The organism is Streptomyces sp. NPDC087215 (genome assembly GCF_044744885.1).
Classification (GTDB): Bacteria; Actinomycetota; Actinomycetes; order Streptomycetales; family Streptomycetaceae; genus Streptomyces.
Genome location: NZ_JBIUZD010000007.1, coordinates 318960 through 336099 on the forward strand (window position 1 = coordinate 318960; position 17140 = coordinate 336099).

The following is a 17140-nucleotide window of genomic DNA, read 5'->3' on the forward strand; positions in this document are numbered from 1 at the left end:
ATCTCGGCCTTCCTTTCAAGGCCCTCCTCCGGTCCCCGGCCCCCGGCGTACCCGGGAAACCCGACCGGGCCCGCCGTGTCCCCGCCCGCCTCGCCCCGGCCCGCCCATGAGGAAAGGCGGGCCGGGAGCCCTTCGCTCCGTCAGGATGGCCGTATGGGATTCCACGTCGATTCCGAGACCGGGCGGCTGCGCCGCGTCATCCTGCACCGGCCCGATCTGGAGCTGAAGCGGCTGACGCCGACCAACAAGGACGCACTGCTCTTCGACGACGTGCTGTGGGTGCGCCGGGCGCGGCAGGAGCACGACGGGTTCGCGGACGTGCTGCGGGACCGGGGGGTGGCGGTACACCTCTTCGGGGACCTGCTGCGGGAGTCCCTGGACGTGCCCGTGGCCCGCGCCCTGGTCCTGGACCGGGTCTTCGACGAGAAGGAGTACGGGCCGCTGGCCGCCGATCACATCCGGGCCGCGTTCGACTCGCTGGACGCGGGCGCGCTGGCCGAGGCGCTGGTCGGGGGGATGACGAAGCGGGAGTTCCTGGCGGCGCACCGGGAGCCGACGTCGGTGCGGTTCCACGCGCTGGACCTGGACGACTTCGTGCTGGGGCCGTTGCCGAACCACCTGTTCACCCGGGACACCTCGGCGTGGATCTACGACGGCGTGTCGATCAACGCGATGCGCTGGCCCGCGCGGCAGCGCGAGACCGTGCACTTCGAGGCGATCTACCGGCACCACCCGCTCTTCACGGGGGCGCAGGCGGGGCCTTTCCACCAGTGGTCGCAGGGGCAGGCGGACTATCCGTCGACGATCGAGGGCGGGGACGTCCTCGTCATCGGGAACGGCGCCGTGCTCATCGGGATGAGCGAGCGGACGACCCCGCAGGCGGTGGAGATGCTGGCCCGGCGCATGTTCGAGGCCGGTTCGGCGCGGGCGATCGTCGCCCTCGACATGCCGAAGCGGCGCGCGTTCATGCATCTGGACACGGTGATGACGATGGTGGACCAGGACACGTTCACGCAGTACGCGGGCCTGGGGATGCTCCGCTCGTACACGATCGAGCCGGGGGACGAGGGCCAGTCCCTGCGGGTGACGGACCGCCCGCCGGAGCGGATGCACAGCGCGATCGCGGCGGCCCTCGGCCTCCAGGAGATCCGGGTCCTCACGGCGACGCAGGACGTGCACGCGGCGGAGCGCGAGCAGTGGGACGACGGCTGCAACGTGCTGGCGGTCGAGCCGGGGGTGGTGGTGGCGTACGAGCGGAACGTCACCACCAACACGCATCTGCGGAAGCGGGGCATCGAGGTGATCGAGATCCCCGGCAGTGAGCTGGGCCGGGGGAGGGGCGGGCCGCGCTGCATGAGCTGTCCGGTGGAGCGGGACGCGGCCTGAGGCCCCGGGGCACCGAAGGGGGCTGTATATAAATGTTGAAGTATGTATACACTTCCAGGGTCCTGACCGCCGTCCCCTCGACCCGTACCCCCAGGAGCGCGTCCCATGGCCACAGACCTCATCGGCCGCCACTTCCTCAAGGAGCTGGACTTCACCGCCGAGGAGTTCCGCGGCCTGATCGCGCTCTCCGCCGAGCTGAAGGCGGCCAAGAAGGCGGGTGCCGAGGTCCAGCGGCTGCGCGGCAGGAACATCGCCCTGATCTTCGAGAAGACCTCGACCCGCACCCGCTGCGCCTTCGAGGTGGCCGCCGCCGATCAGGGCGCCTCCACCACCTATCTCGACCCCTCCGGCTCCCAGATGGGTCACAAGGAGTCCGTCAAGGACACCGCCCGGGTCCTCGGCCGCATGTTCGACGGCATCGAGTACCGGGGTGACAGCCAGGCGGCGGTCGAGGATCTCGCGGCCTTCTCCGGCGTGCCCGTCTTCAACGGTCTCACCGACGACTGGCACCCCACCCAGATGCTCGCCGACGTCCTCACCATGACCGAGCACACCGACAAGCCGCTGGACCGGATCGCCTTCGCCTACCTCGGCGACGCCCGCTTCAACATGGGCAACTCCTATCTGATCACCGGCGCGCTGCTCGGCATGGACGTGCGGATCGTGGCCCCGGAGGCGTACTGGCCGGGCGCGGAGGTCGTCGCCCGCGCCCGGAAGCTCGCCGTGACCAGCGGTGCGACGGTCACCCTCACCGAGGACGTGGCCGAGGGCGTCGCGGGCGCCGACTTCGTCGCCACCGACGTCTGGGTCTCGATGGGGGAGCCCAAGGAGGTGTGGGACGAGCGGATCGCCGCCCTCGCCCCGTACTCCGTGACCATGGACGTGCTGCGCGCCACAGGGAACCCGGACGTCGGGTTCCTGCACTGCCTGCCCGCCTTCCACGACCTGGGCACCGCCGTCGGGCGGGACATCCACGCCCGGCACGGGCTGACCGAGCTGGAGGTCTCCGACGAGGTCTTCGAGTCGGCCCACTCGGTCGTCTTCGACGAGGCGGAGAACAGGATGCACACGATCAAGGCGGTCCTGGTCGCCACGATGGCCGGCGGTCCGCTCCCCGCGCTCCCCGGGCTCCTCGCGGAGCCCGCCGGTCCGGGCGCCGGGCTCTAGGGACCCGACGAAGGGCCCAGAGGCTCGACGAAGAGCTTCGACGGCATAGTTTTACGCCCGATTGGGTGAATATGCACGACGCGGTTTACGATCGCGTTCCTCAGGGGGGTTCAGGCGGATATGCCCGAACCCCCCTTTCGCGTGCGCCACCAGAGATGAGAACCACCGCATGACCCCGTCCGCCCCACGGAGCACCACCCGCCGGAGGATCGCCTCCCCCCAGCGGATCAAGAGCCCGCAGCAGCTCCTCGCAGAATCGGGCGCCGACCTGGAGGGCCACGGCCTCAAGCGCACCATGGGCCTCTTCCAGCTCGTGTGCTTCGGCATCGGGGCGATCGTCGGCACCGGCATCTTCGTCGGGCTCTCCGACAGCGTCGCCGAGGCGGGGCCCGCGGTCGTCGTCTCCTTCGTCCTCGCCGCGATCACCTGCGTCTTCACCGCCTTCTCCTTCGCGGAGCTGGGCGGCGCGATCCCGGTGTCCGGCTCCTCCTACTCCTTCGCCTACGCGAGCCTCGGCGAGCGGACCGCCTTCCTCGTCGGCTGGTGCCTGCTCCTGGAGTACGGCGTCTCCGTCTCCGCCGTCGCCGTCGGCTGGAGCCAGTACCTCAACGAACTGCTCGACAGCCTCGTCGGCTGGCGCCTGCCCGCCGTGCTCTCCGCGGGCCCCGCCGACGGCGGCGCGGTCAACCTGCCCGCCGTGGTCGTGATCCTGCTCGCCGCGACCCTCCTCGTGCGGGGGGTGCGGGAGAGCGCGCGGGCCACCGCCGCGATGGCGATCCTCAAGATCGGCATCCTGATCGTCTTCTGCGCCATCGGCTTCTCGGCCTTCCAGGACGGCAACCTCTCGCCGTTCGCCGGAGCCGGGCTCGGCGGGATCACCGCGGGCGCCTCGGTGGCCTTCTTCTCGTACATCGGCTTCGACGCGATCACCACGGCGGGGGAAGAGGTCAAGAACCCGCGCCGGAACATCCCGATCGCCATCCTCGTCTGCATCGGCGTCGTCACCCTGCTGTACTGCGCCGTCGCGCTCGCCGCGATCGGGGCCCTCGGCGCCGACGCGGTCGCCGGCCGTCCGGCCGCGCTCTCGGTCGTCGTCGACCAGGTCACCGGCTCCTCGGTCGGCGGCGGGATCATCGCCTTCGGGGCGGTCGTCGCCATCGCTTCCGTCGTCCTCGCGGTGATGTACGGGCAGACCCGCATCCTGATGTCGATGTCCCGCGACGGGCTCGTCCCCCGGGTCTTCGAGCGGGTCTCGCCGAAGTCCGCGACACCGGTCGCCAACACCTGGATCGTGGCCGCCGTCTTCGCCGTCCCGGCCGCCTTCGTACCGCTCGACGTGGTCGTCAACCTGACCACCATCGGCACCCTCGCCATCATGGCGGCCGTCAACCTCGCCGTGATGGTGCTGCGCCGCCGCGACCCGGAGCTGCCGCGCTCCTTCCGGGTGCCGCTCTTCCCCCTCAGCCCGATCCTCGGGATCGGCTTCTGCCTCTATCTGATCTGGGGCACCGGCTGGACGACCTGGGTCCAGTTCGTGGCCTTCCTGGCCGTCGGCTCGCTCGTGTACGCGGGATACGGGCGGCGCCACTCGCGCCTGGCCGTCACGGCTCCGAGCGCGGACGCGGGGCCGGGATCGCGGGGAGCGTGAACCAGACCGCCTTGCCGTGGGCGGTGGGGCGGTGTCCGCAGTCGCTGCTGAGGGCCCGGATGAGGAGGAGGCCGCGGCCGTGCTCCTGCCAGGGGTCGATCTCGGTCTCCGGGTCGGGGCAGACGAGCTGACCGGGGCGGGCGGGCTCGGCGTCGTGGACCTCGATCTGGCAGCCGCCGGGCGAGGCGAACAGCTCGACGACCAGCTCGATGGGCCCCCGGCCCGCGGTGTGCTCGACGGCGTTGGCCACCAGTTCGGCGGTGAGCAGTTCGGCCGTGTCGCGGTCCGGGCGGCCGGTGGCGGCGGGGTCGATGTCGGCGAGCGCGGTACGGATCAGGGCGCGGGCGAGCGGCACGGCGGCGGTGGTGTGGGGCAGCTCGACGCGCCAGGACGCGATGGCGTCCGTCCCGGAGCCGCCCGGGGCTCCGGCGGATCCGTGGGTGCCGGCCGGTCCGGCCGCGCGTACCTCCCCGGCGGGTCCCGGGAGATGGCCCGTCCCGGTGGTGCGGGCGGGTCCCGGGGCGGCGGCCCCGCCGGTACGGGCGGCGCGACCGCCCTCGGTGGAACCGTCTCCGGTGGTACCGGCCGGTCCGGGGTCGTCGGTCCTGGTGTCGGCCCTGGTACTGGTGGTGCCGTCGGTGGCTTCGTGGACGGACGGTCCGTCGGCCTTGGGCATGGTGCGGGCTCCCTTCGCCGGAGGGGCGGGTGGGCGATGACCTCCCAGACGTCCCGGTTTCAACCTTACGAGGTGCAATCCGCAAGTACAGGGGAGCCTCTCCCGCCCCGAGGGGGACCTCGGTCACGAGCCGGGAGGACCTCGGTCGCCCCGCACGACCGCCGCCCACCCTCTATCGCGCGCTCGTGACGACGGTCACAGGTGAGTGATACCCTCCGGGAGGAGGAAGGAGGCCGTTCCGGATGAGCCCCTTTACCGGTTCCGCGCCCCGCACCGAGGAATGGCGGCATCTGCGCCTCACCGTCGACCGGGGCGTCGCCACCGTCACCCTCGCCCGCCCCGAGAAGCTCAACGCCCTCACCTTCGGCGCCTACGCCGACCTGCGCGACCTCCTCGCCGAACTGTCCCGCGAGCGGTCCGTGCGCGCCCTGGTCCTCGACGGCGAGGGCCGGGGCTTCTGCTCCGGCGGCGACGTCGACGAGATCATCGGCGCCACCCTCGCCCTCGACACGGCCCAGCTCCTCGACTTCAACCGGATGACCGGCCAGGTCGTCCGGGCCCTGCGCGAATGCCCCTTCCCCGTCGTCGCCGCCCTCCACGGAGCCGCCGCCGGAGCCGGAGCCGTCCTCGCCCTCGCCGCCGACTTCCGGGTCGCCGACCCCACCACCCGCTTCGCCTTCCTCTTCACCCGCGTCGGACTCTCCGGCGGCGACATGGGCGCCGCCTATCTGCTGCCCCGGGTCGTCGGACTCGGCCACGCCACCCGGCTCCTCATGCTGGGCGAACCCGTCCACGCCGCCGAGGCCGACCGCATCGGACTGCTCTCCGAGCTGACCGGGCAGGGCAGGGCGGGCGAGCGGGCCGCCGCCCTGGCCCGGCGCCTCGCCGACGGCCCCGCCCTGGCCCTCGCCCAGACCAAGGCCCTGCTCACCGCCGAACTCGACATGCCGCTCGCCGCCTCCGTCGAACTGGACGCGGCGACCCAGGCGCTCCTGATGAACGGCGCGGACTACGCCGAGTTCCACGCCGCCTTCACCGAGAAGCGCCCCCCGAACTGGCGGGGGTGCTGACGGTGCCGCCCCCCGAGGGCCCCACCGACCCCACCGGCCCCCGCGCCCCTTCCCGTACGGCCGTGGGCGACGGGGGAGCCCCCTCCGGCGCCGACGACGACACCGCCCCTTCCCGTACGGGCGCCGACGGAGTCCCCTCCCGTACGAGCCCGGCCGACGAAGGCGGCGAACGCGCCCCCGTGCGGAACACCGCCCCCTCCCGTACGGGCCACGGCGGCCCCTCCCGGATCGCCGTCGTCGGCGGCGGGCCCGGTGGGCTCTACGCCGCCGCCCTGCTCAAACGGGCCGACCCCGCCCGCGAGGTCACCGTCTGGGAGCGGAACGCGCCCTCCGACACCTTCGGCTTCGGAGTCGTCCTCTCCGACGAGACACTCGGCGGCATCGGCGACGCCGACCCCGTCGTCCACGAGGCACTCACCCGCGACCTCGTCCGCTGGGACGACATCGACGTCGTCCACCGGGGCCACCGCACCACCTCCACCGGCCACGGCTTCGCCGCGCTCGGCCGCCGCAGGCTCCTGGAGGTCCTCCGGACCCGCTGCGCCGACCTGGACGTACGGCTCCGCTTCCGCACCGAGGCCCCGCCCGCCGCCGACCTCGCCGCCACCCACGACCTGGTCGTCGCCGCCGACGGCGTCCACAGCCGCACCCGCGAGGCCCACGCCGGGCACTTCCGGCCCCGGATCACCACCCACCGCTGCCGGTACATCTGGCTCGCCGCCGACTTCGCCTTCGAGGCCTTCCGCTTCGAGATCGCGGAGACCCGGCACGGCGTGGTGCAACTGCACGCCTACCCGTACGAGGCGGACGCCTCCACCGTCATCGTGGAGATGCGCGAGGAGGTCTGGCGGGCGGCGGGCTTCGACATGATGGACGAGGCCGAATCGGCCGCCCGCTGCGCCAGGATCTTCACCGAGGCGCTCGGCGGCCGGCCCCTGCGCTCCCACCGCTCCGCCTGGACCGCCTTCCGCACCGTCGTCAACACCCACTGGTCGTACGGGAACACCGTCCTCATCGGCGACGCCGCCCACACCGCGCACTTCTCCATCGGCTCCGGCACCAAACTCGCCGTCGAGGACGCCGTCTCCCTCGCCCGCGCCCTCGGCACGCACCCCGCGCTCCCCGAGGCCCTCGCCGCCTACGAGACCGAGCGCCGTCCCGCCGTCGAGTCCACCCAGCGTGCCGCGGCCGCCAGCCTGCGCTGGTTCGAGGACCTCGCCGAACACGTCGACCGTCCGCCCCGGCGCTTCGCCTTCGACCTGCTCACCCGCAGCCGCCGGGTCACCCACGCCAACCTCGGGCTCCGCGACCCCGCCTTCACGGCCACCGTCGAACACGACTTCGGCTGCCCGCCCGGCACCCCGCCCATGTTCACCCCGCTCCGGCTGCGCGGACTGACCCTCCGCAACCGGATCGTCGTGTCCCCCATGGACATGTACGCCGCCGAGGACGGCGTCCCCGGCGACTTCCACCTCGTCCACCTCGGCTCCCGGGCCCTCGGCGGCGCCGGACTCGTCATGACCGAGATGGTCTGCGTCAGCCCCGAGGGCCGCATCACCCCCGGCTGCACCGGCCTGTGGAACGACGGACAGGCCGACGCCTGGGCCCGGATCACCGCCTTCGTCCACGAACGGGCCCCCGGCACGGCCCTCGGCGTCCAGCTCGGCCACGCGGGCCGCAAGGGCTCCACCCGGCGCATGTGGGAGGGCATCGACCAGCCCCTGCCCACCGGCAACTGGCCCCTCGTCGCCGCCTCGCCCCTGCCCTACCGGCCCGGCGTCAACCAGGTGCCGCGCGCCCTCGACCGCGCCGGACTCACCGCCGTGCGCGAGGAGTTCACCGCCGCCGCCCGCCGCGCCGCCCACAGCGGCTTCGACCTCCTCGAACTGCACTGCGCCCACGGCTATCTGCTGTCCGGTTTCCTCTCCCCGCTCACCAACCACCGCACCGACGGCTACGGCGGCGACCTCGACGGCAGGCTCCGCTTCCCGCTCGAAGTCTTCGACGCGGTACGGGAGGTCTGGCCCGAGGACCGCCCGGCGACCGTCCGGATCTCGGCCACCGACTGGGCCGAGGGCGGCACCACGGAGGAGGAGGCCGTCGCCCTCGCCCGCGCCTTCGCCGAGCACGGCGCCGACGCCGTGGACGTCTCCACCGGCCAGGTCGTCCCCCACGAGGCCCCCGCCTACGGACGCTCGTACCAGACCCCCTACGCCGACCGGATACGCAACCGGACGGGCGTCCCCGTGATCGCCGTCGGCGCGATCTCCTCCTGGGACGACGTCAACTCACTGCTCCTGGCGGGCCGCGCCGACCTGTGCGCCCTGGCCCGCCCCCACCTCTACGACCCCCACTGGACCCTGCACGCGGCGGCCGAACAGGGCTACGAGGGCCCCGCCGCCCCCTGGCCCGCCCCCTACCGCGCGGGCAACCGCCCGCCCCCGACGGGCCGCAGGGCGTAGGGGCGCCTGTCCGGAAGCTCTTTCCCGCGATGCCGTCGGACATCGCCCCCCCCGGACTCGCCGAAGCGGCAAGGCGGTCGATGATCGAGCCGCGACTCGCCGCGACCGAGGGGGAGGGGCAGCCCCTGCGCTTCGAACGCGGCCCGGTCCAGCCCGGGACGGGACGCGTGGCCCCGGCGGCCGGGACGCGTGGCCCCGGCGGACGGCCCGCCGGACGTGGGGATGGTCCTGGCCTTCGTCGCGTCCGTGTCGGTCCCTCGCGGGACGGGCGGTCAGGGCCCGGTGGAGTCCTTCTCGTGTCGGGGCGTCCCGGCGGCCGGAGCGCCACCCCCTCCGGGTCCCGTGGCCGCGTCCCCGGTCAGGAACGGGCGTACGTACTCCTCGCCCCGGGCCCGCAGCAGTTCGTGCAGGGCGGCGAAGACCTCGGCCGAGCGGCGGCCCGGCCAGTCGTCCGGGAGCAGCTCCGCCGGGAGGACCGGGTCGGCGTACGGCAGCCTGCGCCAGGAGTCGAGGGCCAGCAGATGGTCCCGGTAGGCGTCCTCGGGTCCCGCCGGAGCGGTCCGCCAGGCCCGTAGCACCGGCTCGTGCGCGGCCAGGAACTCCTCGTGGAGCCCGGCGACGGCGGGCAGGTCCCACCAGCGGGCCACCGCCCCGGAGGTCGCCGCGTACCCCAGGTGATCGCCCCGGAAGAGGTCCACGTAGGGGGAGAGACCGAGGCGTTCCAGGGCGTTGCGGGTCTCCTCGTAGAGGCGCGCGGGCGCGATCCAGACGCCCGGTGCCGCCGTGCCGAAGCCGAGCCTGCCCAGCCGGGAGCGCAGCAGGTGCCGCTTGTGCCGTTCGGCCTCGGGCACGGAGAAGACGGCGAGCACCCAGCCCTCGGACAGCTCGGGCTCGGTGCGGGCGTAGATGCGCCGGTCGCCGTCGTCGAGGAGCCTGCGGGCGTCCTCGGAGAGGGCGTATCCGGCGGCCCCGTCGGCGGTCCTGCCCGGCAGCAGCAGTCCGCGCCGCTTCAGCCGGGACACCGAGGAGCGCACCGAGGGCGCGTCCACGCCGAGGACCCCGAGCAGCCTGATGAGCCCGGCCACCGGCAGGGGGGAGCCGTCGGGGGTACGGCCGTAGGCGCCGTAGAGGGAGACGATCAGGGATCGGGGGGTGTGCTGCTCGGCCACGTGATCATTTTAGACCGACCGGCACATGGGGGGCGGCGTCGCGGGGCTGGGGCCGGGCACGCGCATCTGCCGCGTTGTCGTCGATCACCATGGCTCCGCCGTGCCTCGGTCCTCCGCCTCGCAGCCGCACGCACCCGGCCCCGCTCCTTCTCGGGTGTCGTGGCGGACGCGCCCGGCCGAGGTGGGTCCCGGGAGTGGACCGGGGCCGGTCAGGCCGGGTCGCGCAGCCGGAAGCGCTGGAGCTTGCCGGTCGCCGTGCGGGGCAGGGCGTCCACGAAGACGATCTCGCGGGGGGACTTGTACGGGGCGAGCCGGGCGCGGACGAAGGCCCGCAGCGCGGCGGCGGTGCCCGCGTCGCGCGGCACCCCGTCCCGTATCACCGCGTAGGCCACGACGACCTGCCCGCGCAGTGCGTCGGGGCGGCCCACGACGGCGGTCTCGACCACGTCGGGGTGGTCCAGGAGGACCTCCTCGACCTGGGGTCCCGCGATGTTGTAGCCCGCGGAGATGATCATGTCGTCGGCGCGTGAGACGTACCGGAAGTAGCCGTCGGGATCGCGGACGTAGGTGTCTCCCGTGACGTTCCAGCCGTTCCGTACGTACTCCGTCTGGCGGGGGTCGGCCAGATAGCGGCAGCCCACCGGGCCGCGCACGGCCAGCAGCCCCTCCTCGCCGTCCGGGACGCCCCGGCCCTCGCGGTCGACGATCCTGGCCCGCCAGCCGGGGACCGGGCGGCCGGTGGTGCCGGGGCGGATGTCGCCGTCGGCGGCAGAGATGAAGATGTGCAGGAGTTCGGTGGCGCCGATGCCGTTGATGAGACGGATCCCGGTGCGGGCGTACCAGGACTTCCAGGTGGCCTCCGGCAGGTTCTCCCCGGCGGAGACGCAGCGGCGCAGCGAGCCCAGGTCGGGCGCGGTGCCCTGGGCCAGCTCGTCCAGCATGACCCGGTAGGCGGTGGGGGCGGTGAAGAGCACCGACACCCGGTGCCGTTCGACGGCCGCGAGCAGTTGTTTCGGTCCGGCCTGTTCGAGGAGGACCGCGCTCGCCCCGGCCCGCAGGGGGAAGACCACGAGCCCGCCGAGGCCGAAGGTGAAGGCGAGCGGCGGCGAACCGGCGAAGACGTCGTCGGGCTCCGGGCGCAGGACGTGCGCGGAGAAGGTGTCGGCGACGGCCAGGACGTCCCGGTGGAAGTGGGCGCAGCCCTTGGGGCGGCCGGTGGTGCCGGAGGTGAACGCGATGAGGGCCACGTCGTCGGCGGCGGTCGGTACGGCCCGGTAGCGGCCGGGGCGGCGGGCGGCGAGGGCGAGCAGGTCGTCCGGACCGCCCCCGCCGAAGGGGGTGACGCGGAGCCCGGGGACCCGGGCGGCGAGGAGTTCGTCGACGGTGTGGGCGTCGCAGAGGGCGTGGGTGCAGCGGGCGGTCTCGGCCATCACGGCGAGCTCGGGGGCGCGCTGCTGGGCGAGGACGGTCACCGCGACCGCCCCCGCCTTCATCACGGCGAGCCAGCAGGCGGCCAGCCAGGGAGTGGTGGGCCCGCGGAGCAGGACCCGGTTGCCCGGCAGGACCCGCAGGTCGGAGGTGAGGACGTGGGCGATCCGGTCGACGTGGTCGCGGAGCTGTCCGTAGCTCCAGACGCCGCCGTCGCCGTCGTGGAAGGCCGGCCGGTCCGGGCCGAAGCGCTCCACCGTGCGGTCGAGGAGTTCCGCCCCGCAGTTGAGCCGGTCGGGGTACGCCAGCTCGGGGAGGTCGAAGACGAGGCGCGGCCACCGGTCGGGCGGGGGGAGCCGGTCACGGGCGAAGGTGTCGAGGTGGGCCGAGGGCGTCAGCTCCATGAGTCCGTCCCCCTGTCGTGGTGGGGTCGCACATCGCTCCACGAGCGTATCGTGTCGGTGACGACAGTCAACGGTTCGCTACAGATGGGCTGGACCGGGCCCGTGCCGCCGCCCCACCGGGTGCGGGCGCGGCGCCCCGGACCACCCCCACGGAGGAGCCGTCCGGCGCCCGGAGGAGAGCGCCGGACGGCACGGGGACGGAGACGCCCGAGGGCGTCGGAGAGGGCCCACATGCCCGCATTCTCGCTCGATCCCGCACAGATCACCTGGTGTGCGGAGCTCCGTGCCCTCACGGACGTCCACCTGAAGCCCCTCGCCGAACGCGGCGAACCCGGCCGGGTCAACCGCCCCCTCCTCGCCGCCCTCGGCGAGCTGGGCCTGCTCGCCCGGCTCTTCGACTCCGGCGCCCTCGGCCTCTGCCTCCTCCGGGAGAGCCTCGCCCGCGTCTGCACCGAGGCGGAGACCGCCCTCGCCCTCCAGGGCCTCGGCGGCCACCCCGTCGCCGCCTTCGGCAGCCCCGCCCAGCGGGCCCGCTGGCTCCCCGGGATCACCTCGGGCCGGGCCGTCGCCGCCTTCGCGCTCTCCGAACCGGGCGCGGGCTCCGACGCCGCCGCCCTCGCCCTCGACGCCGTCCCCGACGGACACGGCGGCTGGCGCCTCCACGGTGAGAAACGGTGGATCTCCAACGCCCCCGAGGCCGATTTCGCCATCGTCTTCGCCCGCACCACCCGGGGTGCCGGGGCCCGGGGCGTCACCGCCTTCCTCGTCCCCGCCGACCGGCCGGGGCTCGGCGGCGAACCGCTCGACATGCTCGCCCCGCACGCCCTCGGCACCCTCACCTTCGACGGCGTCCCCGTCGGCCCCGAGGACCTCCTCGGCGCCCCCGACCGGGGCTTCCGGGTCGCCATGGGCACCCTCAACCTCTTCCGTCCCAGCGTCGGCGCCTTCGCCGTCGGCATGGCCCAGGCGGCCCTCGACGCGACCCTCGCCCACACGGCGGCCCGCCCCGCCTTCGGCGGTGTCCTGCGCGACCTGCAGTCCGTCGCCCACCAGGTCGCCGAGATGGCCACCCGGACCGAGGCCGCCCGCCTCCTCGTCTACGCGGCGGCCACCGCGTACGACGAGGGCGACCCCGACGTCCCCCGGCGCTCCGCCATGGCCAAGCTCCTCGCCACCGAGACCGCCCAGTACGTCGTCGACGCCGCCGTCCAGCTCCACGGCGCCCGCGCCCTGCAACGCGGCCACCTCCTCGAACACCTCTACCGGGAGGTCCGCGCACCCCGGATCTACGAGGGCGCCACCGAGGTCCAGCGCACGATCATCGCGAAGGAGCTGTACGGGTCCCCGGCGGGGACGGCCGCCCACGGCCGAGCCGCCGGGACACCGGCCCCCGCCGGGCCCGCCATCCATGACGAGGCCACCGGCTCCGCCCCTGTCACGACCGGCTCCGCCCCGGCCGAGACCGGCTCTGCCCCGGTCACGGCCGCCCCCGCCCCCGCCCCCGCCCCGGTCACGGCCGCCCCCGGGCGCCGCCCGCCCGCGCCCCACCGACGCCAGGAGGACCCCTCCCCCATGAGCCTGCACCGGCACAACCCCGTCGAGCTGTCCCCGCCCGCCGGGTTCTCGCACGCCGTCACGGCGACCGGCACCCGGCTCGTCTTCCTCGCCGGACAGACCGCGCTCGACCAGGAGGGGAAGATCGTCGGGGACACCCTCCCCGAACAGTTCACCACCGCCCTCGGCAACCTCCTCACCGCGCTCCGCCACGCCGGAGGCGCTCCCGCCGACCTCGCCCGCGTCACCGTCCACACCACCGACGTCGACGACTACCGTGCCCACGCCCCCGAACTCGGCCGGATCTGGCGCCGGTTGGCGGGCCGCGACTATCCGGCCATGGCCGTGATCGGAGTCGTACGCCTCTGGGACGAACAGGCCAGGGTCGAACTGGACGGCTTCGCGGTCCTGGACGAACCCGCCCCCGCTTGATCGACTGGTCCGCCCTCCGGGGCGGGCTTAGGGTCGAGAGGTGGACCGACCGGCCCACGGCTCCCCGCCCGAGGGCGCGATCCGCCATGAGCAGCGATGACCAGCAGTAGCCCCGCACCGAGGACGGCCCCCGCGCGAACCCGGCGGGGCGGGCGAGGGGACGGCAAGGGCATCGCCCTGTTCGTCATCGCGTCCTGTCAGCTGATGGTGGTCCTCGACATCACCATCGTGAACATCGCCCTCCCGCACATCGAGAGCGCCCTGAACTTCTCCACCACCAACCTCTCGTGGGTGGTCAACGCCTACACCCTCACCTTCGGCGGACTGCTGCTCCTCGGCGGACGCGCGGGCGACATCCTCGGCCGCCGCCGGGTCTTCGTCTTCGGCGTGCTGCTCTTCGGACTCGCCTCCCTGCTCGGCGGGTTCTCCCAGACCTCCTGGCAACTCCTCGCGGCCCGCGCCGTGCAGGGCGTGGGCGGCGCGATCGCCTCGCCGACGGCGCTCTCCCTGATCACCACCACCTTCGAGGAGGGCCCCGAACGCAACCGGGCGTTCGGGGTGTTCGCGGGCGTCTCCGCGGCGGGAAGCGCGATCGGCCTGCTGGCGGGAGGCGTCCTCGTCGAATGGCTCGACTGGCGCTGGGTGTTCTTCGTGAACGTCCCGATCGCCCTGCTCATCGCCTTCCTGACACCGCGCCACGTCAAGGAGTCCGAGCGCCGTCCCGGCAACTTCGACCTCGCGGGCGCGTTCACCTCGACCCTCGGCATGGTGTCCCTGGTGTACGGCTTCATCCGCGCCGCCCAGGAGGGCTGGAGCGACCCCTACACGATCGGCTCCTTCGCGGCGGCGATCGTGCTGCTGGCCTCCTTCGTCCTGGTGGAACGCCGTTCCCGGCAGCCGATCACCCCGCTGCACATGTTCGCCGACCGCAACAGGGCGGGCACCTACGGCATCATGCTCTGCCTCTCCGCCTCCATCTTCGGCATGTTCTTCTTCCTGACGCTCTTCGTGCAGACCGTCCTGGGCTTCAGCCCCCTGCGGGCCGGTCTCGCCTTCCTCCCGGTCAGCGCCATGATCGCGGTCCTCGCCGGGATCACCTCCCAACTGCTGCCCCGGTTCGGGCCGAAGCCCTTCATGGTGGTGGGCTCGGTCTTCCTCGCGGCCGGCCTCTCCTGGCTGACCCAGACCGATGTGCACTCCACGTACCTGGGCAGCATCCTCGGACCGATGCTGGTCCTCAGCGTGGGCATGGGCATGATGTTCGTCTCGCTGACCCTGACGGCACTCTCCGGGGTCGCCCCCAAGGAGGCGGGAGCGGGCTCCGGCCTGCTCAACACGATGCAGCAGGTGGGTGGTTCACTGGGCCTGTCCATCCTGGTCACGGTCTTCGGCACCGCCAGCCGCAACGAGGCCGACAAGCAGGTGCCCGCCTTCCTCGCCCAGGCGAACCCCCTGGAGAAGGCCCAGTTCGCCAGGACGGGCCGACTGCCCCCGGAATGGAGCAACCAGATCCTCACCTCCGGCGTCTCGGCGGGCTTCGTGGTGGCGGCGGTCTTCGCGGCCGTGGCTCTCCTGATCGCCCTCTTCGTCATCCAGGTCCGCGCCTCCGACCTCGAACGCCTCAAGGGCGGCGGACCGATGCCGGGCGGCTGACCGCGCGGGAGCCGGGCGGGGACGCGCGGGGGACCCCGGAGGCCGGGCCCCGAGCGAAAACACCGCCCCGACCCGTACAACCATGATCCGTTTCCGAGGGTCTTGATCACACGCGCCCCGTCACGCGCGCAGGACCACGACCGAGGGAACGCATGAGAACAGCCCGTCGGACCACGGCGGCCACCGCCCTGGTACTCGCCACCGCCGGTGGCCTCCTCACCACCGCGCCCGCCGCCGAAGCGGCGGTGAACTGCGCGTCCCCGCTCTTCAAGCGGGAGTACTTCGCCAACACCACCCTCACCGGCACCCCCAGGCGCGCCGACTGCGACAGCGCGGTCAACGAGCACTGGACCGGCGCCCCGGCCACCGGTCTGCCCCGCGACCGGTTCGGCGTCCGCTGGACCCTCACCCGTGACTTCGGCTCCGGCGGCCCCTTCGCGCTGTCGGTCCAGGCCCGCGACGGCGTGCGCGTGTACCTCGACGGCGTCCGCAAGTACGACGCCTGGAGCGATCTCACCGCCGTCCGCAAGGGCACGGTGAACCTCACCGTCCCCAAGGGCCGGCACACCCTCCGGATCGACTTCGTGAACTGGACCGGCCCCGCCGACGTCACGTTCGCCTACGCGCCCCGCACCTCCGCCACCGTGGACAAGGTCAAGCCGCTCGCCCCGGCGGGCCTCGGCGCCGTCCACGACCGCGTCACCGCCCGGACCAAGCTCAGCTGGGTCCGGAACAAGGAGATGGACCTCGCCGGTTACCGCGTCTACCGGCGCCTGGCGGGCCAGCCGTTCCCCGCCCGCCCGCTGGCGGTCACCACCGGCGCCGCCTACACCGACGCCACGCCCGCCACCGGCCAGACCTTCCTCTACGAGCTCCGCGCCCACGACCGCGCGGGCAACGAGTCGCCGGGCACCTCGGACCTCGCCGTCGCCACCGCCGACCGGACCGCGCCCGCCGCCCCGGCCGCCCCCGGGGCCACCGTCGCGGCCGGGGCGGTGAACCTCGGCTGGCAGCCCGTGGCCGGGGCGAACCGCTACCGGGTGCTGCGCGCGGCGGGCACCGGCGGCCCGTGGACCACGGCCGTCGACCAGCTCGCCGCCACCTCCTGGCAGGACACCGGGACCGACATCCGCAAGCAGTGGTACTACCGGATCGTCGCGATCGACGCGGCGGGCAACGCCTCCGCGCCCTCCGCCACCGGCACCACGGGGGCCCCCGACGTGACCGCTCCCCGGCCCGTCACCGCGATCGCCGGGCAGGGCACGACCGCCGGGAACCGGATCACCTGGACCGCTTCCGCCTCCACCGACACCGCCGGGTACCAGGTGTTCGCAGCCCCGGCCGGGGGACAGGACCCGGACGGCCCCGCGTTCGTCACGGGAACCTCCTTCCACGACGCCCTCGTGGAGACCGGCGCCGAGACCGTGTACCAGGTCCGGGCCGTGGACCACTACGGCAACCCCTCGCCCGCCGAGGAGGTCCGCGCCACCCGTCCGGTGCCGGCCGACGTGCCCGCCCCCGAGCTCGGCCGGGCCCGGCCCGGTGACCTGGGCAACGCGATCGCCTTCGGCCCGGTCGGCACGGAGGCCACCGGCTACCGCCTCTACCGCCGCACGGACTCCACCTCCGCGTGGACCGTGGCCGACACCACCGGAGCGGACGCCTACGAGGGCACCGACCGCACGGCCCCCGTGGGCCGGGCCTTCTACTACGTGGTGGCCCTCGACGCCCAGGCAGCCGAGGGCCCGCCCTCGGCCACGGTGGAGGTGCGCCGCGACCGCCCGGTCCTGACGGCCCCGCTGAGCGCCCCGAAACTGACGGTCGTCCAGGACGCACGGATCGCCGTGAAGGTCGACGTGAAGCCCGCCGACGCGGACCGGGGCAAGGGCATCACCGGCTACGAGTGGAGCTTCTCCTGCACGAACGGCGTGTGGAAGCGGTCCGCGGGCGAGACCGTCCGCATCGAGGAGAGCATCCGCACGGCGGGCCCGTGCACCCTCATGGTCCGCGCGGTCGGCCACTACGGCAGCGAGGGCGACATCGCGTCCCAGGAGTTCTTCTGGCTCCGCTGACCCGTTCGATGGGGCCACC

The 17140-nt window shown here is 73.8% G+C and carries 10 protein-coding genes and 2 pseudogenes; 9 read left to right on the forward strand and 3 right to left on the reverse strand.

Annotated elements, in window-relative coordinates; translation table 11 throughout:
* The first annotated feature begins 153 nt into the window (after positions 1-153).
* From ACIO92_RS20840 to ACIO92_RS20850, 3 genes are all read left to right on the forward strand, one after another.
* The gene (locus ACIO92_RS20840; RefSeq protein ID WP_401239192.1) at positions 154-1386 is read left to right on the forward strand and encodes an arginine deiminase; all 1233 of its coding nucleotides are present in this window, start codon (positions 154-156) and stop codon (positions 1384-1386) included.
* Positions 1387-1491: 105 nt separating this feature from the next.
* A complete protein-coding gene (gene argF / locus ACIO92_RS20845) occupies positions 1492-2553 on the forward strand; it encodes an ornithine carbamoyltransferase (protein ID WP_401239195.1) in 1062 nt (353 codons plus the stop codon).
* 169 nt (positions 2554-2722) lie between these two features.
* Positions 2723-4201 carry an amino acid permease gene (locus ACIO92_RS20850; protein WP_366441291.1) on the forward strand — a complete coding sequence of 493 codons (1479 nt, stop codon included), beginning with the start codon at positions 2723-2725 and terminating at the stop codon, positions 4199-4201.
* On the opposite strand, the gene ACIO92_RS20855 is transcribed toward ACIO92_RS20850, so the two are convergent.
* Positions 4155-4598 carry an ATP-binding protein gene (locus ACIO92_RS20855; protein ID WP_366441426.1) on the reverse strand — a complete coding sequence of 148 codons (444 nt, stop codon included), beginning with the start codon at positions 4596-4598 and terminating at the stop codon, positions 4155-4157. The genes ACIO92_RS20850 and ACIO92_RS20855 overlap by 47 nt on opposite strands.
* 521 nt (positions 4599-5119) lie before the next feature.
* On the opposite strand from ACIO92_RS20855, the gene ACIO92_RS20860 reads away from it, so the two are divergent.
* Together ACIO92_RS20860 and ACIO92_RS20865 are read left to right on the forward strand one after the other, a co-directional pair.
* A complete protein-coding gene (locus ACIO92_RS20860) occupies positions 5120-5947 on the forward strand; it encodes an enoyl-CoA hydratase family protein (RefSeq protein WP_366441292.1) in 828 nt (275 codons plus the stop codon).
* A 179-nt stretch (positions 5948-6126) separates the two neighbouring features.
* Positions 6127-8409, forward strand: coding sequence for a bifunctional salicylyl-CoA 5-hydroxylase/oxidoreductase (locus tag ACIO92_RS20865; RefSeq protein WP_401239316.1), 2283 nt, complete (start codon positions 6127-6129; stop codon positions 8407-8409).
* A gap of 272 nt (positions 8410-8681) precedes the next feature.
* On the opposite strand, the gene ACIO92_RS20870 is transcribed toward ACIO92_RS20865, so the two are convergent.
* Both ACIO92_RS20870 and ACIO92_RS20875 read right to left on the reverse strand, forming a co-directional pair.
* Positions 8682-9578: a PaaX family transcriptional regulator C-terminal domain-containing protein gene (locus ACIO92_RS20870; protein WP_366441293.1), complete on the reverse strand. Its 897-nt coding sequence runs from the start codon at positions 9576-9578 to the stop codon at positions 8682-8684.
* Positions 9579-9787: 209 nt separating this feature from the next.
* Complete coding sequence (locus ACIO92_RS20875) at positions 9788-11410, reverse strand: AMP-binding protein (RefSeq protein WP_402057993.1); 1623 nt, start codon at positions 11408-11410, stop codon at positions 9788-9790.
* Between the two features lie 231 nt (positions 11411-11641).
* Between ACIO92_RS20875 and ACIO92_RS20880 the strand changes: the two are divergent.
* From ACIO92_RS20880 to ACIO92_RS20895, 4 genes and pseudogenes are all read left to right on the forward strand, one after another.
* Positions 11642-12787: pseudogene (locus tag ACIO92_RS20880) on the forward strand (acyl-CoA dehydrogenase family protein); the annotation flags it as partial.
* A 237-nt stretch (positions 12788-13024) separates the two neighbouring features.
* Positions 13025-13396: pseudogene (locus tag ACIO92_RS20885) on the forward strand (RidA family protein); the annotation flags it as partial.
* A 96-nt stretch (positions 13397-13492) separates the two neighbouring features.
* A complete protein-coding gene (locus ACIO92_RS20890; protein WP_402282538.1) occupies positions 13493-15049 on the forward strand; it encodes an MFS transporter in 1557 nt (518 codons plus the stop codon).
* A 152-nt stretch (positions 15050-15201) separates the two neighbouring features.
* Positions 15202-17121: a PA14 domain-containing protein gene (locus ACIO92_RS20895; RefSeq protein ID WP_402282536.1), complete on the forward strand. Its 1920-nt coding sequence runs from the start codon at positions 15202-15204 to the stop codon at positions 17119-17121.
* The last annotated feature ends 19 nt before the right edge of the window (positions 17122-17140 follow it).